Source organism: Streptomyces griseorubiginosus, assembly GCF_036345115.1.
GTDB classification, from domain to species: Bacteria; Actinomycetota; Actinomycetes; order Streptomycetales; family Streptomycetaceae; genus Streptomyces; species Streptomyces griseorubiginosus_C.
Genome location: NZ_CP107766.1, coordinates 6605710 through 6628768, shown reverse-complemented (window position 1 = coordinate 6628768; position 23059 = coordinate 6605710). Strand labels below are relative to the sequence as shown.

The 23059-nt window shown below is 72.1% G+C and carries 16 protein-coding genes and 1 pseudogene; 13 read left to right on the top strand and 4 right to left on the bottom strand.

Annotated elements, in window-relative coordinates:
* Positions 1-41 precede the first annotated feature (41 nt).
* From OHN19_RS29955 to OHN19_RS29925, 7 genes are all read left to right on the top strand, one after another.
* Complete coding sequence (locus OHN19_RS29955; RefSeq protein WP_330267174.1) at positions 42-1490, top strand: acyl-CoA synthetase; 1449 nt, start codon at positions 42-44, stop codon at positions 1488-1490.
* Positions 1483-2817, top strand: a complete 1335-nt coding sequence (locus OHN19_RS29950) for a carboxyl transferase domain-containing protein (RefSeq protein WP_330267173.1) — start codon at positions 1483-1485, stop codon at positions 2815-2817. The genes OHN19_RS29955 and OHN19_RS29950 overlap by 8 nt, the downstream gene beginning before the upstream one ends.
* A gap of 87 nt (positions 2818-2904) precedes the next feature.
* Entirely contained in the window at positions 2905-3255 is a 351-nt protein-coding gene (locus tag OHN19_RS29945; RefSeq protein ID WP_330267172.1) for a CU044_2847 family protein, read from the top strand.
* Positions 3252-5021, top strand: a complete 1770-nt coding sequence (locus OHN19_RS29940; protein ID WP_330267171.1) for a trypsin-like peptidase domain-containing protein — start codon at positions 3252-3254, stop codon at positions 5019-5021. The genes OHN19_RS29945 and OHN19_RS29940 overlap by 4 nt, the downstream gene beginning before the upstream one ends.
* A 9-nt stretch (positions 5022-5030) precedes the next feature.
* Positions 5031-6068 carry a MoxR family ATPase gene (locus OHN19_RS29935; RefSeq protein WP_330267170.1) on the top strand — a complete coding sequence of 346 codons (1038 nt, stop codon included), beginning with the start codon at positions 5031-5033 and terminating at the stop codon, positions 6066-6068.
* Positions 6058-10059, top strand: coding sequence for an SAV_2336 N-terminal domain-related protein (locus tag OHN19_RS29930; protein WP_330267169.1), 4002 nt, complete (start codon positions 6058-6060; stop codon positions 10057-10059). The genes OHN19_RS29935 and OHN19_RS29930 overlap by 11 nt, the downstream gene beginning before the upstream one ends.
* 175 nt (positions 10060-10234) lie before the next feature.
* Complete coding sequence (locus tag OHN19_RS29925) at positions 10235-11272, top strand: rod shape-determining protein (RefSeq protein ID WP_330267168.1); 1038 nt, start codon at positions 10235-10237, stop codon at positions 11270-11272.
* A 33-nt stretch (positions 11273-11305) separates the two neighbouring features.
* Here the strand turns inward: OHN19_RS29925 and OHN19_RS29920 are convergent, their stop codons facing one another.
* Positions 11306-12235, bottom strand: coding sequence for an anti-sigma factor RsbA family regulatory protein (locus OHN19_RS29920; protein ID WP_391193507.1), 930 nt, complete (start codon positions 12233-12235; stop codon positions 11306-11308).
* A 338-nt stretch (positions 12236-12573) separates the two neighbouring features.
* On the opposite strand from OHN19_RS29920, the gene OHN19_RS29915 reads away from it, so the two are divergent.
* Positions 12574-13245 (top strand): ANTAR domain-containing response regulator, encoded by a 672-nt coding sequence (locus tag OHN19_RS29915; protein WP_330267166.1) that lies wholly within the window; start codon positions 12574-12576, stop codon positions 13243-13245.
* A gap of 679 nt (positions 13246-13924) precedes the next feature.
* Positions 13925-15457 (top strand): APC family permease, encoded by a 1533-nt coding sequence (locus OHN19_RS29910; RefSeq protein ID WP_330267165.1) that lies wholly within the window; start codon positions 13925-13927, stop codon positions 15455-15457.
* An 82-nt stretch (positions 15458-15539) separates the two neighbouring features.
* Here the strand turns inward: OHN19_RS29910 and OHN19_RS29905 are convergent, their stop codons facing one another.
* Complete coding sequence (locus OHN19_RS29905) at positions 15540-16979, bottom strand: amino acid permease (protein ID WP_330267164.1); 1440 nt, start codon at positions 16977-16979, stop codon at positions 15540-15542.
* Positions 16980-17533: 554 nt separating this feature from the next.
* Here OHN19_RS29905 and OHN19_RS29900 point away from each other — a divergent pair.
* Together OHN19_RS29900 and OHN19_RS29895 are read left to right on the top strand one after the other, a co-directional pair.
* On the top strand, positions 17534-18268 hold the full coding sequence (locus OHN19_RS29900) for a FadR/GntR family transcriptional regulator (RefSeq protein ID WP_330267163.1): 735 nt from the start codon (positions 17534-17536) through the stop codon (positions 18266-18268).
* A 90-nt stretch (positions 18269-18358) separates the two neighbouring features.
* Positions 18359-19828, top strand: coding sequence for an APC family permease (locus tag OHN19_RS29895; RefSeq protein WP_330267162.1), 1470 nt, complete (start codon positions 18359-18361; stop codon positions 19826-19828).
* A 16-nt stretch (positions 19829-19844) separates the two neighbouring features.
* Here OHN19_RS29895 and OHN19_RS29890 read toward each other — a convergent pair.
* Positions 19845-20250: pseudogene (locus tag OHN19_RS29890) on the bottom strand (PIN domain nuclease).
* Positions 20247-20480 carry a type II toxin-antitoxin system VapB family antitoxin gene (locus tag OHN19_RS29885; protein WP_330267161.1) on the bottom strand — a complete coding sequence of 78 codons (234 nt, stop codon included), beginning with the start codon at positions 20478-20480 and terminating at the stop codon, positions 20247-20249. Before OHN19_RS29885 ends, OHN19_RS29890 begins: the two are co-directional and overlap by 4 nt.
* 156 nt (positions 20481-20636) lie before the next feature.
* Between OHN19_RS29885 and OHN19_RS29880 the strand changes: the two genes are divergently transcribed.
* On the top strand, positions 20637-21980 hold the full coding sequence (locus OHN19_RS29880; protein WP_330267160.1) for an amidohydrolase: 1344 nt from the start codon (positions 20637-20639) through the stop codon (positions 21978-21980).
* Positions 21970-23028 carry a LacI family DNA-binding transcriptional regulator gene (locus OHN19_RS29875; RefSeq protein WP_330267159.1) on the top strand — a complete coding sequence of 353 codons (1059 nt, stop codon included), beginning with the start codon at positions 21970-21972 and terminating at the stop codon, positions 23026-23028. Before OHN19_RS29880 ends, OHN19_RS29875 begins: the two co-directional genes overlap by 11 nt.
* Positions 23029-23059 lie beyond the last annotated feature (31 nt).

Sequence of the window (23059 nt, the reverse complement as noted above, 5' to 3'; positions counted from 1 at the left end):
TAGGACCGACAGGTGACGACACGGCTTAGGAGTGGTGCAGCGTGACCTCCCTCTTCCCGGCCCTCAGGGGCACCGCGGCGGACCGTCCCGCCCTGCGGTTCGGTGACCGCGCGCTGACCTACGCGCGCCTCGCCGCCGCGGCCGACGCGCTGGCCGGCCGGCTCGCGCGGTACGACCGGGTGGCCGTCTGGGCGACCCCGGAACTGGAGACCGCGGTGGCCGTGGTGGCGGCGCTGGAGGCCGGTGTCGCCGCGGTGCCGCTCAACCCGAAGTCCGGGGAGAAGGAGCTCGGGCACATCCTGAACGACAGCGCGCCGGGCCTGCTGCTCGCCGCGCCGGGTGCGGAACTGCCTTCTTCCGTACGGCACTTGGAGCGCGTCGACATCGATGCGCACAGCACCGGCACTGGCACCGCTCCCGTGAGCAGCGCCCGGGACGGCGACCCCGCCCTCGTCGTCTACACCTCCGGCACCACCGGGCCGCCGAAGGGTGCCGTCATCCCCCGCCGGGCCGTCGCCACCACCCTGGACGCCCTCGCGGACGCCTGGCGGTGGACGGCGGACGACGTCCTCGTGCACGGCCTGCCGCTCTTCCACGTCCACGGCCTGGTGCTGGGCATCCTCGGCCCGCTCCGGCGCGGCGGCTCGGTCCGCCACCTCGGCCGCTTCAGCACGGACGGCGTGGCCCGCGAGCTGAACGACGGCGCGACCATGCTCTTCGGCGTCCCGACGATGTACCACCGGATCGCCGAAACCCTGGCGGGGGACCCGGAGTTGACGAAGGCGCTGGCCCACGCCCGGCTGCTGGTCTCCGGCTCGGCCGCGCTCCCGGTCCACGACCACGAGCGCATCGCGGCCGCAACCGGCCGCCGGGTCATCGAGCGCTACGGCATGACCGAGACCCTCATGAACACCAGCGTGCGCGCGGACGGCGAGCCCCGCGCCGGGACCGTGGGCGTCCCGCTGCCGGGCGTGGAGCTGCGGCTGGTGGAGGAGGACGGAACGCCGATCACGTCGTACGACGGCGAGACGGTCGGCGAGATCCAGGTGCGCGGCCCGAACCTGTTCACGGAGTACCTGAACCGGCCGGACGCGACGGCGCAGGCGTTCACGGCGGACGGCTGGTTCCGTACCGGCGACATGGCGGTCCGCGACACCGACGGCTACGTCCGGATCGTCGGCCGCAAGGCCACCGACCTGATCAAGAGCGGCGGGTACAAGATCGGGGCGGGCGAGATCGAGAACGCGCTCCTGGAGCACCCGGGGGTGCGGGAGGCGGCCGTGACCGGGGAGCCGGACCCCGATCTCGGCGAGCGGATCGTGGCGTGGATCGTCCCGGCGGACCCCCAATCACCCCCGACCCTGGAGGAGTTGGCGGACCACGTGGCCCGCCGCCTCGCCCCGCACAAGCGGCCCCGGGTCCTCCACCACCTCACCGGGCTCCCGCGCAACGACATGGGGAAGATCATGAAGCGGGCCCTGCATGCCTGAGCGCAGGTCCGCCCGCGAGGTCCTCGCCCTGGTCGCCGACGACTTCGCCGAAATCCCGTACCCCGAACGGCAGTCGAGGCCCGACGGCCCGCTCGCCTGGCAGGGCTACGACGCCTCGCGCGCCCGGGCCGCCGAGCGCACCGGCGAGGAGGAGTCGGTGGTCTGCGGCACCGCGCACGTCGAGGGCGTCCGGGCCGTCCTGATCGCCTTCGAGTTCGGCTTCCTCGGCGGCTCCCTGGGCGAACGCACCGGCGACCGCCTGGAGGCCGCGTACGCCTACGCCCGTGAACACCGGCTGCCCGTCGTCCCGTTGGTGGCCACCGGCGGCAGCCGGATGCAGGAGGGCATGCTCGCGCTGACCCAACTCCAGCGCGTGGCCCGGCAGTCGGCGCTGACCCGCGAGGCCGGTCTGCCCCAGATCGCGGTGCTGCGCGACCCCACCACGGGCGGCGGCTGGGCCACCCTCGGCGCGGGCGCGGACGTGATCCTCGCCCTCCCCGGCGCCCAGGTCGGCTTCGCGGGGTCCCGGGTCCGGCCGCCGGACGCGGACCCCTCGGCGTACACGGCGGAGGCCCAGGTGGCGGCGGGGGCGGCCGACGCGGTCGTACCGGAGGAGGAGCTGCGCCGGGCACTGGGGCGGTGGCTGCGGCTGCTGACGTCCGCGTCGGACGAACCCGCCCCGGTGCCCGCCCCCCTCGGCGCCACCGGGCTCCCCGCCACCGGCTGGGAGGCGGTCCGGCGCGCCCGTGCGCCCGAGCGGCCGCGTGCCACGGCCTACCTGGACGCCTACTTCACCCACCGGGTGGCCGTCTCCGGCGACCGCTGCGGCGGCACCGACCCCGGCATGCTCTGCGGCTTCGGGGAGCGGGACGGCCGTACGGTCGCGTACGCCGCACAGACCGGCACGGCCACCCTCCCGGCCGGCTACCGCACCGCCTCCCGCCTGATCCGCCTCGCGGACCGCCTGGGCATCCCGGTGCTCACGCTCGTGGACACCCCGGGCGCCGCCAACGACGCCGAGGCCGAGCGGCAGGGCGCGGGCGCGGCGATCGCCGACCTGTTCCTCACACTGGCCGCCGCCCGGACCCCGGTCACCACCCTCCTGATCGGCGAGGGCGGCTCCGGCGGGGCCCTCGCCCTCGCGGCCCCCGGGAACACGTACGCCACCCCGGACAGCTACTTCTCCGTCATCGCGCCGGAGTCGGCGGCGGCGATCCTCAAACGCCCACCACGCGAGGCGGAGGCGACGGCGGACCAGCTGCGGATCAGGCCGCAGGACCTGAGGGAACTCGGGGTGACCGCACCCCCCGAGCAGACTCGGACATGAACCCTCAAAGCCGAGCCGGAAACCGGGACAAGTGCAAGTACCGTCCGTGACAATGACGGAGCGAAGGGTCACACGAACGGGGGCGCCATGGAAGGTGTGGTCGAGTTCACGACCGCCGACGGTGCGGTCATCGCCGTCGAGGGCGCGGAGGAGGAGTCGGGTTCACGCCTCGTCGCACGCGACGACGGCACCGTCCGGGCGACCCGCACCTTCGAGGAGGCGCTGGACGGGGTGCGCTCGGCGGCCGAGTCGGCGCTGCGCGTGTTCCGGGACGTCTCGCTTCAACCCGACTCCGTGGAGATCGAGTTCGGGGTGAAACTCAGCGCGGAGGCGGGCGCCCTGATCGCGAAGAGCGCCGTCGAGGGACATCTCGTGGTCAAGCTCTCCTGGTCTCCGGGGCGCAGTGCCGGCCCCGTGGAGACCACCCCGGCGCCATGAGGAGCGCGGCCTGGCACGCCAGGATCGTCTGCGGCCCCACCACCGGTACCGGCTTCCTGGTCACCGAACGCCATGTGATGACCTGCGCGCACGTCGTCGCGCGCAGCCAGGCGGACCCCATCCGGGTGACGTTCGCACACCGCGGCGCGGAGTCCGTCGGCGCCCGGGTGGTCGCCCACGGAGGCTGGGACGGCCGTACGACCGACACCGGCGATGTGGCCGTACTGGAACTCGACCGCAAAGTCCGGCTGAAGCCCGCGCAGTTCGCCGCTTCGACGGACGCCTTCGGGCATCCCCCGCACAGACTCGTGGCCTACGGCTTCCCCAAGGCCCACGACGACGGGACCTTCGCCGAATACCGCGCCACCTACGATCAGTTGATCGCCGGAGACTGGATCCAGGTCGAGGCCTGGGCCGCGCACGGCCAGCCGCTGGTACGCGGCTTCAGCGGTGCGGCCCTGACCCTCGCCGAGACCGGGCAGGTCGTGGGCATGGTCACCGAGGCGGCCCGCGACCCGGCCATCCGCAACGGCCGGATGCTGCCCGTCCAAGTGCTGGCCCGCTACTGGCCGCCGCTCGCCGAGCTCATCCCGACTCCGGGTTTCACGCGGGAGGAGAAGACGCGGCTGCGGGAGTCGGTGACCGCGCTGTCCGTCCAGGAAGAGCGAGACCGCCTGGAATGTCACCCCGAGCGGCTCTACCGCACGTCCGTGGGCTCGAACGGCCCCGACCCCACCTACGCCATCCGCTCACTGTGGGACGCGGTGTGCTGCCTGCTCTTCGAGGTGCCCCAGCCGTCGGCCCTCGTCAACTTCACCGAGCGGCTCGCGGACTTCGCCGAGGATGTCTCGCTGCGCGGAGCTCTGCGCTCCTGGTCACACCAGTCGTACGCGCGCCCGAACCCGTCGGCGCCGGTGCGCCCCGCCGGGACCACTCCCCCTTGGTCGCCGATTCTCGTCGAGATCTCGCAGAGCGGTTCGGGCGAGGGCCGCTTCATGGTAGAGGTGTCCGTGTACGACGGGCAGTACCGCCGGATGGTGGGCTCCCGCACCCTCCCCGCCGAGCGGGTGCGCGGCTACGCACTGGAGCGCATCGACGACGCCTACCGTCTGCTGGACCAGGACGCCCGGGAGCTGATCGCCTTCGTGCTGCCGCGCCGCTGGCTGAACACGGGGGTGGCGCGATGGCCGCGGAGCGACGACGACGCGAGCCCGCTCGGCGCGATCGCTCCGGTCGTCGTGCTCGATCTGGAACGGCGACGCAGCGGTGTGCTGCAGCGGCATCTCACCCAGAACTGGCGGCGTCTCGACACGCGTGCGGCCGCCCGGATGCAGCGCGTCGGCTGCGAGTCGACCGGGCAGGATCCGCAGGAGGAGGTGAAGCTGACCATCGAACTGCGTGGCGACGCGGACGTGGTGGGCTTCGGCGTTCCCCCGCGCGGAGCGGGCGCCGTCGGCCTCTTCAGGGCGACCCTGAACGCCGCGGTGCCGGTGCTGGTGTGGCCGCACTCCGGCTGTCAAGGCCGCGACTCGCACGAGGACTGCCGGGGCGCGACCTTCCTGGACCGCCTCGCCGAGCACCTCTCGGACCTTCCCCCGGGGGAACTCCCCCATCATGTACGCCTGTTGCGCGAGAAGGCGTACACCTCCCAGGAGACGGAGCCGCACTGGGCGTACGACCTCGCGCTGCTGTGGGAGGACCCCCGGTGCCTGCCCGATCCCGTCGGCTACCGGCACACACCGGTCGCCGACCCCTCGCGTCCCTGAGGAGCACGCATGTCCCTGTGGCCCGTGTACACCGGTACGAGCGAGCCGCACGACGGCATCGAGTTGCTGCCCCCAGCGCCGCCCTGGCGCGCCTTCGACGGCGGCCCGGCGCTGCCCACGCCCGTCGACGGCGGTGACAGCGCGGCCGCTTCGCCCGATCGCCGGCATCGCGCCCGCACCTATCTGGCCACGGACGAGGCGGTCCAGCTGGTCAATGCCGCCCTGTACCTGCGCCGCCCGCTGCTGGTGACGGGCCCGCCGGGCAGCGGCAAGTCGAGCCTGCCGTACTCGGTGGCGCGCGAGCTCGGTCTCGGCCCGGTGCTGCGATGGAACATCACCAGCCGCACCACGCTCCGTGAGGGGCTCTATCACTACGATCCCCTCTCCCGCCTGTACGCCGCCGGCCGGGCCTCCTCCGTGGAAGCCCCGTCCGACACCGAGGTCCAGGACCATCTGCGGCTCGGCCCGCTCGGCACCGCCCTCCTGCCCTACGAACGCCCGCGCGCCCTGCTGATCGACGAGTTCGACAAGAGCGACCTGGATCTGCCCAATGACCTGCTGAACGTCCTGGAGGAGGGCCAGTACGAGATCCCGGAGCTGGTCCGGGTGGCGCAGCGCGCCCCGACTGCCCAGGTGATGGTCGACGGCACCTCCGACCATGTACGCGTGGACGAGGGCCGGGTGCGCTGCCGGGCGTTTCCGTTCGTGGTGCTGACGAGCAACGGCGAGCAGGAGTTCCCGCCCGCGTTCCTCAGGCGGTGCGTCCGTCTGACGCTGCACCGGCCGAGCAGGGAGCATCTCGAGAGCATCGTCCGGGCGCACCTGGGCGAGCCCGACGAGTACGCCGCCGAGCTGATCGACCGCTTCCTGCAACGGCAGGTCCTGGGGGAGCTCGCCACGGACCAGTTGCTGAACGCGATCTACCTGGCCGGCACGGCGGGCCCCGAGCTGGACGCGGTGTCCCGCGACGAACTCGCGGAGCGGTTGATGCCGTATCTCAACGTGATGCAGGACAGCCGGGTCCGGGACGATTCCGATGTCTTCTGACCGGAGCCAGGGGCCTTCGGGACGCCTCCCGCACGACGGCCGCCTCACGGGCGCGGACCGGCTGGCCGACGTGCTCGCCCGGGCGGTGGGCGGTCCGGGGCCGACGCCGGTGGAACTGGCCGAGGCCCTCTGGCTGGCCCAGCACGTCGCGGGTCCGGACGACTTCCGGCCTCCTCCCCCGCGGCCGTCCCGGCGCTTCACCTCCGCGCCCGCCCCCGACGGGCCGGACACGGAACGGCCACCGCCCCGCGAATCCCCGCGGCACGCCGCCTTCGCGGTGCCGGAGTTCCCCGGCGACCGCGTCCCCCTGCGCCTGCCCGGCAAGAAGAAGGACCCCGTGCGGGAGGGCATGGAGCTGCTGGCCCCCGGCCCCCCGATGCTGACCCACCCCCTCGCCCTGCAGCGCGCCCTGCGCCCCGTCAAGCGCCGGGTCGACGCGCCGGTCGGCCACGAACTGGACGAGGAGGAAACCGCCCAGCGCATCGCGCGGCTCGGCACATGGTGGCTGCCCGTGATGCGCCCGGCGGCCGAACGCTGGCTCACTCTCCGCCTCGTGCACGACACCGGCCCGACGATGCCCGTGTGGCGCCCGCTGATCCACGAACTGCACACCGCGTTGGCGCAGTCAGGTGTGTTCCGCATGGTGGAGCTGCACCGGCTGAGCGCCGACGGCACGGCGGGGGCAGCCGGATCCCGGTCGTACACGGCGGGCCGCACGGTCACGCTGCTCGTCAGCGACTGCATGGGGCCGCAGTGGCGGGAGGGCGCGGCCGGGGACCGCTGGTACCGGACCCTGCGCAGCTGGGCGGCGCGGATGCCGGTCGCAGTCCTGCAACCGCTGCCGGAGCGTCTTTGGCGTACGACGGCCCTTCCGGCGCTGACGGCCCGGATCTCCGCGCCGGGGCGGGTGGCTCCCAACACGCGGTACACCGTGCACTCGTACGCGGCCGACGGCCTCGCCCACGACGTCCTTCCGGTGCCCGTCCTGGAGCCATCGGCGCCCTGGCTGTCCGCCTGGGCGAGGCTGGTGTCGGGCGTCGTCGAGGAGGAACTCCTGGGTTCCGTGGCCCTGTTGCCCGGCGAGCCTTCTCCCGCGTCCGTCGACGACGAGGGAGGAACCGACGAGGCCCACGTCTCGGCCCAGGAGCTGGTGCTGCGTTTTCGCTCCCTCGCCTCGCCCGAGGCCTTCCGTCTCGCGGGACACGTTGCGGTGGGCGAGCCGGTGCTGCCCGTCATGCGTCTCTTGCAGGCCGCGATCGAGCCGTGGCCGCAGCCGCAGCACCTGGCGGAGGTCATCCTCAGCGGTCTGCTCATCACCGTGCCGGGACCGCCCGGCTCGTACGCCTTCAGACCCGGTGTCCGCGAAGTGCTGCTGGGCACGCTGCCCCGCACCGCCCACGACCGCACGGCCCAACTTCTGAGCTGGACCGGTGCGTTGATTGACGGGCGGGCCGGTGTGGCACGCGGGGAGTTCCCCGTGGTGGCCCCCGGCGGAGGTGACAGTCCGGCCGGGAGCGATCCTTTCGCGCGGGCCCGGGAGGAGAGCGTGCGACGGATGGGCGGCGACGCCCCGTCGGACTCCGCTCGGCTGATCCTCGGCAGGTACCGGCTCGGGCGGCGGCTGGGCCGGGGCCGCGGCGATGCGGCGTGGCAGGCGGAGGACACCCGGTCCGGCCGACCGGTGGCGTTGCACGCGTACTCCTTCGAGCGGTCCGAGGACGGCAGGCGCCTCATGGACGAGGCGCGCGCTCTCTGCGCGGTGCGGCATCCCAACGTGGTCGCCGTCCTCGATCACGGCATCGACGACCGCTTCGCGTGTGTGGTCACGGAGTTCACGGAAGGACTCAGCGTGGCGGAACTCACCGCCGACGGTGCCTTCGCGCTGCCCTTCGCACTGCTGGCCCCGCTCGCCCAGCAGGTCGCGCTCGGGCTCAGAGCGGTGCATGAGCACGGTCTCGCCCACGGCAGGCCGGCCGCGGACGCCGTGCTGGTGTGTCCGGACGGCACCGTGAAGATCACCGATTTCGTCCTGGGAACGGAGCGCCCTCGTGACGCCGCCAGGGACCTGCGTCGCTTCGGGCACCTGATCAGTGACCTCGCGAGGGGGCCGTACGGGGACCTCACCCGCATACCCAGCGAGTTCAGGGCCCTGTTCCACGATGCCGTCACCCCGCTCACCTCGTCGAATCCAGCCGCCCAGCGGCGCGGCAGGGACCTCTTCCTCACCCCGTCGTTCGGTCAGGCCCTGGAGGCCGCGGCGGCCGAGCGGTACCGCTACCGGCTGCTCGGCCCCTTGCGGATCAGCCAGAAAAACCGTGCCCTGCCCGTCGGCTCGCCCCAGGAGCAGGCCCTTCTGTGCATGCTGCTCCTGGCCCACGGCCGCCCGGTCCCGTACTCCGAACTGGCCGAGGGACTGTGGGGCGAGAACGCTCCGCAGAACGCCGACCGCCTTCTCGCCGATCAGGCCACCGGACTGCGCGAAACCCTGGGGCCCGGGCTTCTGGCCACTACCGCGGGCGGATACGCCCTGTACACGGGCCCGGACGCCGTCGACGTCGGCCGCTTCGAGAGCCTCGTCGCCGACTCGGTGGAGCACCGGCACGCAGGAGACCGGGTGGCCGCGCGCGCCGCTCTGCACAGCGCCCTCGCTCTGTGGACCGGGTACCCGGTCGAGGGAGTGCCCGGCCCCGCCGCCCGCAGGACCCGCAACCGACTGCGCGCCCTGCGCCTGGACCTGCGCCGCGCCGGAGCCGAACTCGACCTGGAACTGGGCCAATTCGAGCGGGCCGCTGCAGATCTCGGCGACCTCCTGCGCTCCCACCCGTCCCATGCCGCCCTACGGGAACTGCACATGCTCGCCCTCAGGGGTCTGGGACGCGCTTCCGAGGCCGTCGCCTCGTACGAGGCGTTCACGCGGTACGGCGAGCCGAGCCCGGCCATGTTGCGGTTGTACGGGGAGTTGCGCGCCGGCGCCGGGGACGGCGACCACGTCGTCATCGACGTGCGCTACCCCCAGGGCACGCCCGGCGCCACGCGCGACGCCGTCAGCGGGACATTGACGCGGCTGCTCGCGGGCGGCGAGTCGGCCGCAGTCTCCCTTGCGCAACGCGTCCGCGAGGACTGTTCCCTCGTCCTCCCGGTGTCGACGCGTCCCGCTCTCACACTGCTGTCCCTGGTACTGAACGAACTACCGTCCGCACTACTGGAGTTGGCAAATCCGCCGACGATCCGCGCGACCTTCTGGCACACGGTGCCGCCGGAGGAGGTCAGGGGTCTTCCCGATCCGGACGACGAGACCGTGCTGGTCGTGCTCTCACCCGAGTTCCACGGACGCCTGGCCGGCGACTCCTCCGGGCCCGACCCGGCTCGCTTCTCCCTCGGCGACCCACCCGACGCCTGGTACTGCCCGCTGGGACGGCGAACCGCACCCCCGCCTTCCGAGCCCGGCCGAGACCTCGTGCGCGGCCCCTTCACCACCCGCGACCTGCGCTCCCTGCGCACCGCGGATCCTCGCAGCAGCGCGATCGTGCACACCCTGCCTCCCGACGACTCGTTGACCCTCCTCAACCCCGGCCGGCCGCTCGGAAAGCGCACGTCGTGGCCCCTGATCACGTACTACGAGGTGGCTCTCACCTCGCAGCGGCTCGTCCGCGACCTGTCCCTGCCCAGTTCGGGCGGTGGCACCTTCGCGGCCACAGCCGCGCTGATCTGGCACATCGACGATCCGGTCGCCTTCGTGCGCGCCGCGGCCCCGGAGGTACAGGAGCGCCTTTTCGCCCACCTCGTGGAGGAGGGCGGGCGGATCACCCGCCGCTACCCCCTACGTCGCGCCACCGCGGCCGAGCAGGCCCTGCGTCAAGGGCTGCACACGTGGCCGGTTCCGGGCCTCTCCGTGACCTGCGAGGTGCGGCTGACTCCCGATGAGAAGCCGTCGTCGGCGGCCCGGGCCCGCCAGGCCACCACCAAACGGCGCGGACGCAGGGCTCCCTGACCTCACGTCAAGGAACCTTACAGATTATTTATATCGGGCATAACAGACAAAACCCCCCATTCAGCGGCACCCCACCCGGCCCCCCAGGAAAGGCGCCTCCTCCCCCGCCCCCGCACGATGCCACTAGGCCCGCCACCCGGCGCGGCCACGGTCTGTGCTCTCGGGAGGACCTGCGATGACCGCCAGTCTGGAGCAGCTGCGCCGCTGCCACTTCGCCGTCGACCTGGGCGCGGCGAGGACCCGGGTGTACGTGAAGGGGGCCGGGCTCGTCGTCGACCAGCCGTCGGCCGCCGCCGTGAACACCCGTACCGGCGCGCTGATCGCGGTCGGTGAGTTCGCCGAGAAGATGACCGGCCGCACCCCCGACTACATCCGGGTCGTCCGGCCGGTCTCCGGCGGCACCGTCGTCGACATCGAGATGGCCCAGCGGATGCTGCGCCACCTGCTCGGCGACAAGATCCGCCGCGCGCTGCGCCGCAAGCCCATCCTGCGGGCCGCCGCCTGCACCCCGCACGACGCCGACCCGCTCGCCCAGCGCGCCGCCATCGAGACCCTGGTCGGCCTCGGCGCCCGCCGTGTCGAACTGGTCGACACCCTGATCGCCGCCGCCGTCGGCTGCGGACTGCCCGTCGAGCGGCCCGAGGCCACCATGATCATGGTGTGCGGGGCCGCCGCGACCCAGGTCGCCGTGCTCTCCCTCGGGTCGATCGTGACCGCCGAGCGCATTCCGGTCGGCGGCGAGGCCGTGGACCACGCGATCGTCCAGCACCTGCGCCACGAGCACGAGCTGATGCTGCCCAGCCAGTCAGTACGGCCGCTCCAGCTGGCCCTGTCCGGCAACGGCCTCACCCCGCAGGGCCCGGCCTCCACGGAGATCCACGGCCGGGACGTCGCCACCGGTCTCGCCCGTTCCGTACAGGTCGACACCGCCGCCGTCCGGGACGCCATCGAGACCCCGCTGACCGCTGTCCTGGACGGCATCGGCCGGGTGCTGCGCAACTGCCCGCCGGACCTGGTGGCCGACCTCGCGGACCGCGGGATCATGATGGTCGGCGGCTCCGCGCTGCTCCCCGGGCTCGACCAGATGCTGCGGCACGCCACCGGGATGCCGGTGCACATCGCCGAGCGGCCCGACGTCTGCGCCGTACAGGGACTGGGGTACATGCTGGAGGGCCGCATCGAGCCGCTGTCCCTCGACCCGCTGGCCGGCTGAGCCGCCGTAGCGCAGGCCCGAGGACGCCTGCTGTCAGAGGGCGAACCAGCAGCGGATCGTGGTGCCGTCGGGGCACGTGTGGACGCGGACCAGGTCGGCGACGAGGTTGACCATGAGCAGGCCGCGGCCGCCCCGCTGGTCCCGGGAGGGCGGGCGGCGGCCGGCCAGCAGGTCGGACAGCCGCCCCTTGTCGCGGACCTCGCACACCACGTGGCCGTCCTCGGCCCACACCCGCAGCACACCCGAACCGCCGCCGTGCACCACGCTGTTGGTGGTCAGCTCGGCGGTGGCCAGGGCCAGGTCGTCGAGCCGTGGCCGCACCAGACCGAACCGCGCGCCGGCCTCGGTGGCGAGGTGCCGGACCTCGCCGAGCACATCGGCGACGAAGGCGTGGGCCGGGACGTCGGGGGCCGGGGGCAGCGGTTCGTTGTAGCGGGCGTGCACGGCCTCGAAGTCGTACGGCCCGCTCTCCCGCTCCCGCCCGGAGCCGGCGTCGACGATCACGGGGTGGGTGGCGTAGGCGTCGGCGACGACCTGGGCGTCGAGGCGCTGGGTGTCGTACGGGCACAGGATGGTGACGGCACGCCCCTGGAAGGCGGCGTTGATCAGCGCCTCGTGCTGCACACAGGCGGGGTACTCGGTGGCGCTGCGGCCGGCCCAGATCGGTTCGCCGACGATCCGCACCCGGGTGCCGGGCGGCTGGGTGTCGGCGAAGGCCCGCAGCACCGAGGGGATGATCCGGCCGGGGTTGCGCCCGGCCTCCCGCATGTCGAGGAACCGTACGGCCTCCCCGGTGCCGATCTCCCGCTTCAGCAGCCGCAGGTTCTCGGTCGGCACGGCCACCGCCACCGGCTCCCCGGCGGCGAGTCCCTTCCGGACGAACGGCACCACGCCGGCGAGGTACTCCCGCTGGTCACGGTAGAAGAGGGCGGGATGCACGAAGGGGCCCGCGGGTTCGGTCAGGGTGCTCACGGGGGCGTCACCGTGCTCCCGCGCACCCGAAGCCGGCGCCGTGGCGCCTCGTACCCGGTGTCCACACCCGCTCCCCGCTGTCGGCCGGACGCTCTCTCCTCCGATACGTCTCCCCTCCCGGAACTCTCTCAGCAATGTCTGGACGAGTCCGCGTTTACCCCCGACGGACGCCAGTCATTCCCCGGCGAGCCGGGTGTAGGCCCCGGTGCTCCGGGCAGGCGCACTCCAGCAACGCCGATCCCCGCGGCCGCACCCAGGGCCGGAGCCGGAGGGCCGGCGGTGATCGGTGACTCAACGTCGTGACGACTGTGGGGAGCAGCGAGGCGGACATGAGCTCAGCGACACACACATCGCTCGCGGGGCGGCTGGACGCCCTGACCGTCGACGGCCGGGTGGACGGGGACCGGGCCGTGCTCGTCCCCCGCGGCGAACTGGTCCACGGCTGTGCACAGGTCCTGGCCAGGACGCTGGCGGGGCTGCCGGACACTGTCCGCAGGGTCGATCTGGACATGCGGGAGGTGTCCTTCATGGACACCGCGGGGCTCCAGTTCCTGGAAGCGCTCGACACCTACGGGCGCCGTCGGCGCGTGCCGGTGACGGCGACCGGCTGGAACGACCAGCCGCGCCGGGTCCTGGAGATGGCCGGCCTGGATTCCGGGGACCCGCTGAACGGACCCGCCACCCGCCGGGAACCGGTTCCCTCCGTGGTGGTCCTGGAGCGCACCCAGCAGCTGGACCTGCTGCGCACGGAGGTGGAGCAGTTGCGCCGGGCGATCGTCAGCCGCCCGGTCATCGACCAGGCGCGCGGGGTCCTGATGGCCACCCACGCCTGCTCCCCGGACCAGGCGTGGGACGTCCTGCGGGAGGCCTCCCAGCTCTCCAACACCAAGCTGCGCACGGTCGCCGCGGTGGTCACGGCCGGGGCCGGTGGCGAGGAACCGCACGCGTCACCCGCGGTACGGCGGGCACTGCAGACGGCGATAGACCGGTACCTGAACTGACGCCTGTCTGGGCCGGCTCAGCCTGACCTCACGTCTGCGTGACATCGCGTCTGCCTGAACTGACGTCCGCCTGAGCCGACTTCAGCGTGACATCGCGTCTGACTGAACTGGCCTCTGTCTGGGCCGACTTCAGCCTGACCTCACGTCTGCCTCAACTGATCTCCGCCTGCGCCGACTTCGGCGTCGGCCGGTGGGTGGGTGGGTGTCAGTACGGCAGCAGGCGTCCCGACGGGGTGCGGCGGTCGATCTCGGGCTGCCGGGTGTCACGGGTGGACGAGGGCCGACGGGTGACGCGAACACGGATCTGGCGGTTCATGGCGCCCTCCTCGGGCCTGGATTGCTGTTCCCCGACACGAACCAGCCTCGTCCTCGAGACCCGCCCGCACATCGTGCCCACGGAGGCACCTGCCCTGCCGCCCCGGGACGACCGCCCGCCCTCCCGCTACTCCCGGGGGAGGAGAACTACCCCCGACAACCCCCGATCAAGCCTGGTCCGCACCACGCGGCCGGGACACGTGGAGACACCGACCCGCGCACGCGGGGCGCACACCGGCGCAGTACGCCCGTCCAATTTCGGCAATACCCGGTCAAGACTTCCCAATGAACGCTTGTGAGCTTGTGCGGCGACGCCGATCATTGGCCGAATCCCGCCTGTCCCGCTCATCCGCAGGAGCCCCTGGTGACCGCTGGCCCCCTGACAAAAGAGCCGGCCGGCCCGCCGGCGGCAGCCCAGTCGGAACGGCAGAAGCTGCGCAAGCACTTCGGCCGCTTCGACATCCTGTTCTTCCTGCTGTGCACGATCGTCGGCGTCGACACCATAGGCACGGTGGCCTCCTCCGGCGCGGAGGCGTTCACCTGGCTCATCGTGCTGGCCCTGGTGTTCTTCGTCCCCTCGGCGCTGCTCACCGCCGAACTCGGCGCCGCCTTCCCCGACGAGGGTGGCCCCTACATCTGGACCAGCCGCGCCTTCGGCCGCCTGGCCGGCGCGGTCAACAACTTCCTCTACTGGATCACCAATCCGGTGTGGCTGGGCGGCACGCTCTCCGTCTCGGCCGTCACCGCGTACACGACCTTCTTCAACGACGGCAAGGACCTGAGCACCCCCGCCTTCTACGTCTTCACCCTGGTGTTCGTCTGGGTGGGCGTGCTCGCCGCGATCCTCTCCTTCGACGTCGGCAAGTGGATCCCCACCATCGGCGCCTGGAGCCGCTTCCTCCTGCTCGGCCTGTTCACCGTCACCGTCGTGGTCTACGGCGTCCAGCACGGCCTGCACGGATTCGGCCTCGGCGACTTCTCCCCCACGTACGCGGGCTTCGTCGGCCTGGTGCCGGTCCTGATGTTCAACTTCGTCGGCTTCGAACTGCCCAGCACCGCGGGCGACGAGATGACCGACGCGCAGAAGGACGTGCCGTACGCCGTCTTCCGCAGCGCCGCCCTCTCCGTGCTCCTCTACGCCCTGCCCATCCTCGGCATCCTGCTCGTGCTGCCCGTCAAGGCCATTACCGGCCTCGGCGGCTTCATCGACGCGATCCGGCAGGTCTTCACGGTCTACGGCGGCCATGTCGCCGGCGACGGCACCGCGACCCTGAGCGGGGCCGGCAGTGCGCTCGGGGACCTCGCCGCGATCCTGTTCATCCTCACGGTGCTGTCCTCGGGCGTGACCTGGGTGATGGGTTCCGACCGCGCGCTCGCCGTCTCCGGCTACGACGGCGCGGCCCCGCGCTTCCTCGGCGTCATCTCCAGCCGCTTCGGCACCCCGGTCCGCGTGAACGTCCTCAGCGGTCTGGTCTCCACGGCCGTCCTGGTGCTGGCCCACGAACTGACGAACGGCAGCGCGGCGAAGCTCTTCGGCGCGGTCCTGGGCCTGGCCGTCTCCACGACGCTGGTCAGCTACCTGGGCATCTTCCCGGCGCTCGCGGTGCTGCGTTACAAGGCTCCGCACGTGCCGCGCCCCTACAAGGCACCCGCACCCGTCGCCATCAGCGTGGTCCTCACCGCACTCATCGTCTTCGCGACCGTGCAACTGGTCGCGCCGGGCCTCGGCGACCACTGGTTCAGCAAGGCCTATGCCCCGGACGGGTGGCACCACGGAGAGCGCGTGAAGTACCTCCTGACCGAGGCCCTCCCCCTCCTCGGCTTCATGCTCCTCGGCGTCCTCTTCTGGGCCCTGGGCAGCCCGACGCGCAGGGCGGAGGCCGACGCGAGCCGGTGACGCGAGGCGGGTGCCGCGTCACCGGCTGTGCTGCCGGCCATGGAGCGGCCCTGTGCGGGCCGGGGCTCCTACGAGGCGGTGATCACCTCTGCCGGGCCGTCGGTGACAGCCGCCCGCGGAGCAGTGCGAAGGCCACCACGCCCACGGCCACCAGGCTGGACAGCACCACCTGGTCCCGGCCGCCGCCGGAGGCCGTGTCGGTGAGCATGTAGCCGAGCACGAACACGATCAGGGCGATGGTGGCCCAGGTCAGGTACGGGAAGAGCCACATGCGCACGACGAGCTTCTCCGGCGACTCGGCCTGGATGATCCGGCGCATGCGCAGCTGCGAGAAGCAGATGACCAGCCAGACGAACAGGGCGATGGCACCGGAGGAGTTGAGCAGGAACAGGAAGACGGTGTCGGGCCAGACGTAGTTGAAGAACACCGCGACGAAGCCGAAGACGACCGAGGCGAGGATCGCGGCCTGCGGCACGCCCCGGCGCTTGGTCCGGCCGAACGCGGCGGGGGCGTCACCACGGCGGCCGAGGGAGAAGGCCATGCGGGAGGCCGTGTAGAGGCCGGAGTTCAGGCAGGACAGCACGGAGGTGAGCACGATGAAGTTCATGACCTGCCCGGCGTGCGCGATGCCGAGGGAGTCCAGGGCGGCGACGTACGAGCCGTCCTTGGTGATGGCCGGGGAGTTCCAGGGCAGCAGGGTCAGCACGATGAAGATCGAGCCGAGGTAGAACACGCCGATCCGCCAGATGACGCTGTTGGTCGCCTTGGTGACCGCGCGCTGCGGGTCCTCGGACTCCCCGGCCGCCAGGGTGACGATCTCGCTGCCCATGAACGAGAAGACCACCATCAGCACACCGGTGAGGATCTTGCCGGGTCCGTTGGGCAGGAAGCCGCCGTGCGCGGTGAGGTTGGACAGCCCCGCGGTGTCGCTGTGCGTGCCCGGCAGGATCCCGAAGACCGCCAGGAGGCCGACCCCGATGAACGCGACGATGGCGACGACCTTGATCCCGGCGAACCAGAACTCGAACTCGCCGTAGGAGGAGACCGAGGCGAGGTTGGAGACGGTCAGCACGACCATCACGATCAGGGCCCAGGCCCACTGCGGCACGCCCGGTATCCAGCTCTCCAGGATCTTCGCGCCGGCGGTCGCCTCCACGGCGAGCACCACGACCCAGAAGAACCAGTACAGCCAGCCGATGGAGAACCCGGCCCAGCGGCCGAGCGCGCGGTCGGCGTAGGCGGAGAAGGAGCCGGAGGTCGGGTTCGCGGCGGCCATCTCACCCAGCATGCGCATCACGAGCACGACCAGGGCGCCCACGAGTGCGTACGACACGAGAATGCCGGGCCCCGCGGCGGCGATGCCCGAGCCGGAACCGACGAACAGCCCCGCTCCGATGACACCGCCGATCGCGATCATCGACAGATGGCGGTTCTTCAGTCCGGCCTGCAGGCCGGATCCGGCTGGGGTGCTTTCGATGGTGGGGACCGTGTCGGGAGCGGGTGCAGGGGGACGTGTTGTCATCGCGACATCCAGGGGTCTGGCGGGGAACGGGGACGGTCCCGGCGAGTCGGACGGAGATGGCCGTGCGGATTCGCCGGGCGGGGCGCGCGGGGGTGCCGGGTCGGGGGTGGTGATCACGGACGCGGGGAGGGCATGGTGGACCACGACCGGAGGCCGGTGTCTGCCGTATCGGCCACCCGGTGACGCCGAGGAAAATAGTTCAGGGCGATCAGAAAAAACAAGAGACCCCAGCGGCCGAGCGGCCGGCATTCGCGCGACGCCCGACGGGAAACGGCAGCCCCGGACACCCGCGCACACCCGCTCGACGCATCCCGCAGACGCACCCCCTCTGCGCGTGAATCCCCAGCTCAGGGCCATGTCTTTGCGACCGCCGGAGCGCCCCTCCCGGTTACTGCCGGACCGGTCGCGGCAGGGTCTTGTTTAACCGTTCACCTTGCTCTAATTTTTTCCTCCAGCCGCCGTCCCCGCCCCCCTGGGAGCCCCTGTGCACCACACCCGCGCGCGCCCTCCTCCGGGGGCCGGGACCGCGTTCAGCAGGCCGTTAGGGTGGCGTCGTGGTGAATGCAGCGGGCAAGTTCGGGCCTTACAACCAGCCGGGCCCGGCTCGGACGGCGTCGGTCACCGGCGTGGGACACGCCCGCGCCCTGCCCGGCGGGGGCCAGAACGGGTCCGATCTCGTCCGGTCGAGAATCGCGCTGCGGGTACGCCTGCGCTCCGTGCGACCGGGAGACCGGCTGCCGGACGCCGGGGTCCTCGCCGAGGAACTGGGGATCAGCGAGATCACCGTCCGCCGCGCGCTGGAGGGCATGTGCCAGGACGGCCTGCTCGACCGCCGACGCGGACGGGCGGGCGGCACCTTCGTCGCGCAGGACTGGGACACCGTCGTCGCAGTGATGCACGACGCCGAGGAGGCCGCCGCACTGGACGCCTTCCATCTGCTGCTCGAATGCGGCCTCGTGGCGCACAGCTCGGGTGAGGTCCCGGCCGAGCGGCTGGAGGGGCTCCGGGCGCTGGTCGATGAGACCGAACTGACTGGCGACCCGGCCCACCTGGCCGAGTTGGAGGCCCGCTTCCACCTGGACCTCGCGGAGACGCTCGGCGGCGCCGGAATGCGCGAGCTCACCGCCGACCTCCTCGGCCGGCTCTGCCTGCTGCTGCCCGCGCCGCACCCCGAGGCGGTACGGGCCCTGAACCACTGCCACGCCGAACTGCTCACCGAACTGGGCCGGGGCGCGACCGATCCGGCCGTACAGGCGGTGAAGGCGCACCAGCGCTCCCGGCACCGCTGACGCCCGCTCGTGCCGGTCCGACCGTCGAGAACCCGCGCCGGTGGCCGGACCAGCGCCCCTCAGGCCATCACCGCACAAGGAGTTGCCGCCATGCCCCACCCCGGAGCAGGCCCGCTGTCCCCGCCGGGTCCCGTCGGCGGCGCCCCGCAGCGGCTGCGCGGCGGCGTCCTCGGCATGGCGGACATCGCGGCCGCCACGATGGCCAACGTCGGCCCGGCCATGAGCTTCTTCTTCGGCTTTGCCTTCCTGGCCACCACCGCGGGCGTGGCCTCACCCCTGACCATCGTCGCCGCGGGCATCGCGGTCGCGCTGCTCGGCAACACGCTGGCGGAGTTCTCCCGGGCGCACCCCTCGGCGGGAAGCTTCACCACCTTCGTGGGCAAGACCTTCGGACCCGTCAGCGCGGTGACCACGGCGCTGCTGGCGGGGCTCGGCTACATCATCGCGATGGCCTCCGTCATCGCCATCTCCGGCGGGTTCGTGCAGATCACCCTGTACCACTACACCGGCGTGGACCTGCCGTGGATCATCTGGACCCTGCTGCTCACCGGGCTGGCCGTGGGGCTGATGCTGCGCGGGATCGTGGTCTCCACCAAGTGGGCCGGCTACTTCTTCGGCGTGGAGATGCTGGTCCTGGCCGTGGTCTCGGTCGCGGCGCTCGTGGAACACCGCGGCTCCCTTTCCCTCGATCCGTTCCTGCCCGGCCACATCAGCCACGGCTTCAGGGGACTGGCGGCGGGCTTCCCCCTGGCGGTGTACCTGTTCGTCGGCTGGGAGAACTCGGCCGCGCTCGCCGAGGAGACGGAGAACCCCCGGCGCAACGTCGGACGCGCGGTGTTCTCCTCCATCGCGATCATGACAGTGAGCTATGTGCTCTTCGCCTACGCCACGGTGACCGGCTTCGGCTACGACGTGAACCGACTCGGCGCCTCCCCGATCCCGTTCATCGAGGTGGCCCAGCATACCCTGGGCGCACTGGCGTTCCTCACCTACCTGGGCGGTCTGACCTCCACGCTCGGCGTGCTGATCGCCGGCATCAACTCCCAGGCCCGCCTGGTGTTCAACGCCGGACGCGAGGGACTGCTCCCCTCCTTCTTCGGCTACGTGCACCCCACGCGTCGTACGCCGAACAACGCGATCGTCACCTTCGCCGTCACCGCCCTGCTGATCATCGGCGGCTGGGGCCTGGGCCACCTGCTGGGATCCGGCGGCGACTCCATGGACCCGGTGGTCTTCTTCACCGAGTCCTCGACCCTCGGCACCATCCTGATCCTGCTGGTCTACCTCGCCTCCAACATCGCCCTGCCGCTGTACTACCGCAGATACCGGCCGCAGGAGTTCCGGGTGGTCCGGCACCTGGTGCTGCCGGCGCTCGGCACCGCGGCCATCCTGGTCCCGCTGTACTACCTCGCCAAGCCGGGCCAGCCCGCCCCGTACAACTGGTTCCCCTACGCGGCCCTGGCCGCCCTGCTCGCCGCCGTCGGCTACGCGGCCCTCCTGGTCCGCCGCGACCCGGCTCTGGCCGACCGGGTCGGGTCCGTGGTCGCGGACGCGGACTGAAGGCACGGAGCCGGGATCAGCCTCGTACGTCCCGCTGCTGAACTTCCTTGAGCACTCCGGCCACGGTCGCGAAGTCGTTGTCCACGTGGAGGACGGTGTGCCCGTGGTGAACCGCGGTCGCGCACACCAACAGGTCGATCACTCCGGCCGCACGATGCTGCCCTTGCTGGGTCAGTTTGTACTGGGCGGTATCCACCCAACGCCAGGCAGTCTTCGGAACGGGAGAGAGCCGGCACAGTGCGTCCAGTTCCTCCGCGAGTTCGTCGCGGTGGGACGGGCTGGTTGCCGAGTAGAGGAATTCGGCGCGAGTCGGCTCGCAGGGATGGAACACCCCGGCGGCGATGTGCCCTTTGGGCGGCAACGCTCCGGGGGTGCGGAACAGGTGTCCACAGCGCGGACGTGTCGAGCAGGTATGTGATCACTCAAAGGCCTCGCGCCGGGCACGCTTGCCCGCGTCATGCGCCGCCGCGGCCTGTTCGAACTCGCCACGCGTACCACGCGCGGCCAGACGCTCTGCGGCTTCGAGGCGCTTGATCCGTGCCACATAGTCCCGCAGGGCCGCGTTGACGGTCTCCTTCTTCGTGGTGGCACCCATCAGCCGCATGGCCTCGGCGAGTGCCTCGTCATCGAGATCAATCCGCGTGACGGACATCCGCCCACCTCCAGCATCCGTGATGTGCGCCGACGGAACACATCACTACATTGCCGCCCCAATGCAACTCGGAACCACCCTCCGCGACCCGGCACGACCAGGGCTTGTGCAAAACGTTTTGGATCCTTAACGTCCGGTTCGAACGGAAGGATCCGCATGACGCGCCGACTGATCGTGACGTCCTGCTCGGTGCTCGTGACGCCCGAGCAGGATCCCTGCCGAGTGGAGACGGACCAGGACATCCTGGTCGAGGACGGAGTGATCGCCTGGCTGGGCCCGGCGGGCTCCGGACCCGAGGCACCCGGGGCGGAGACCGTGGACGGCACGGGACTGCTCGCCGTGCCCGGTCTGGTGAACGCCCACACGCACGGACCGATGACGCTGATGCGCGGCGCCGCCGAGGACGTGAGTGTCGAGGCCTGGTTCAACGAGCGGGTGTGGCCCATGGAGGTCAACCTCACCCCCGCCGACATCGGCCTCGGCGCGGAGCTGGCCTGTGCGGAGATGCTGCTCAGCGGGGTGACCACGTTCGCCGACCACTACTTCCACGCCGAGCGGATCGCCGACGCCGTCGTACGGAGCGGTATCCGGGCCGACCTCGCGCCGACCTTCTTCAGCAGCAGGGGCCGCGCTGCCCTGGAGGAGAGCGCCGAGACCGCCGTAGCCCTGCACGGCACGGGCGACGGACGGATCACGGCGTCGCTGGGCCCGCACGCGCCGTACACCGTCGACGACGCGGACCTGGTCCGTCTCGCGGAGCTGGCCCGGGAAGCGGGCCTGCGCATCCACATCCACGCCGCCGAGCACCTCGAGCAGACCGAGTCGAGTCTCGCCCGGCGCGGCATCACCCCCATCACGGTGCTGGAGCGGACCGGGGTGCTGGACGCGGGCGCGCTGATCGCGCACGGGTGCGGCATCGTCCCGGACGACCTGCCGACACTGGCCGCGCACCGGGACCGTACGGGGGTGGCCTGCTGCCCGAAGGTCTATCTGAAGCACGCCCTGCATCCGCTCACCCCGGTGCGGGGCCTGCTGGACGCCGGTGTCGCCGTCGGGGCCGGGACGGACGGGGCGGCGGGGCACAACACGCTGGACGTGTGGGAGGCGATGCGGCTGATCGCGCTCACCCAGAAGCAGGCCGAACGGGACGCCACCTGGATGACGGTCTCCGACACCTTCCGGCTGGCCACGCGTGGCGGGGCCCGGGCCCTGGGTCTCGGGGAGCGGATCGGCGCGCTGGAGCCGGGCCGGGCCGGGGACATCGTGCTGGTCGACCTCGGCGGAGCGCACTGCCGTCCGGTGCACGACCCGGTGGCGGCCCTGGTCTACAGCGCCCGTGCGAGCGATGTGCGCACGGTCGTGGTCGACGGACGGGTCGTGGTGCGGGACGGCCGGCTGCTCACGGTGGACCTGCCCGCGCTGCTGGCCGAGATCGAGGCACGCGTGCCCGCGCTTCTCGACACCTCGCACGGCAGGGCGGTGCAGCACTATGACCCCTGAGCGGGACGAGGAACCGGGGCGCCGCCGGTTGCGGCGGCCCGCGTCGATCAAGGACGTGGCGGCCGCCGCCCGGGTCAGCCCGACCACGGTGTCCCATGTGCTGAGCGGCAACCGCCCGGTCGCGGAGGAGACCGCCGAGCGGGTCCGCGCGGTCGTCAGCCGGCTGGGCTACGTCCCGGCGTCCACGGCCCGCAACCTCCAGGCCGGTTCGACCAACGTCATAGGTCTGCTGGTGCCCGACATCACCAACCAGTTCTTCGCCGAACTCGCCAAGGGCGTCGACGACGCGGCCCACGACCTCGGCTACGGGGTCATCCTGTGCAACACCGAGTTCGACCCCGACCGCGAGGACCGCTATCTGGAGATGCTCCGCGGCCGGTTCATCGACGGCATGGTGTACGCCTCCGGCTCGCCGCCCTCCCGTAACCGGCTGGCGTCGCTGCTCGGGCGGTTCCCCATCGCCCTGGCCGACGAGGTCGTCCCCGGGCTGCTGGAGCAGACCATCCTGGTCACCGCCGACCACCGCGCGGGCGGCCGGCTGATCGGGCAGCACCTGCGGGAGCTGGGCCACCGCCGGGTGCTGGCGATCAGCGGGCCGGTGGACCTGGTCAGCAGCCTGGAGCGGATCGCCGGTTTCCGGGAGGCGTTCGGCGATACGGGCGTCACCGAGGTCGAGGGCGCGTTCGTCGAACGGTCCGGCTACGACATGGTCGCCGCGACCCTGGAGCGCGGCGGTCCGCGTCGCTTCACCGCGGTGTTCGCCGCCAACGACCTGATGGCGCTCGGCGCGGTCGCCGCCCTGGAGGACGCGGGCCTGCGCGTCCCCGACGACGTCTCGGTGGCCGGCTTCGACGACATCATGCTCGCCTCCCGCGTCCACCCCCGCCTCACCACCGTCCACCAGCCCGCCTACGACATCGGCCGCACGGCCGGCGCCCAGCTCCTGAGCTACGTCCACCGGGACGAGGTGCCCCCCGCGTCCCGGCACATCCTGCCGGTCCGGCTGAAGGTCCGCGACAGTACGGCGCCCGTGCGCCCGGCCCGCTGACCGGGGCACCTCCGCCCCACCCCACTCCACA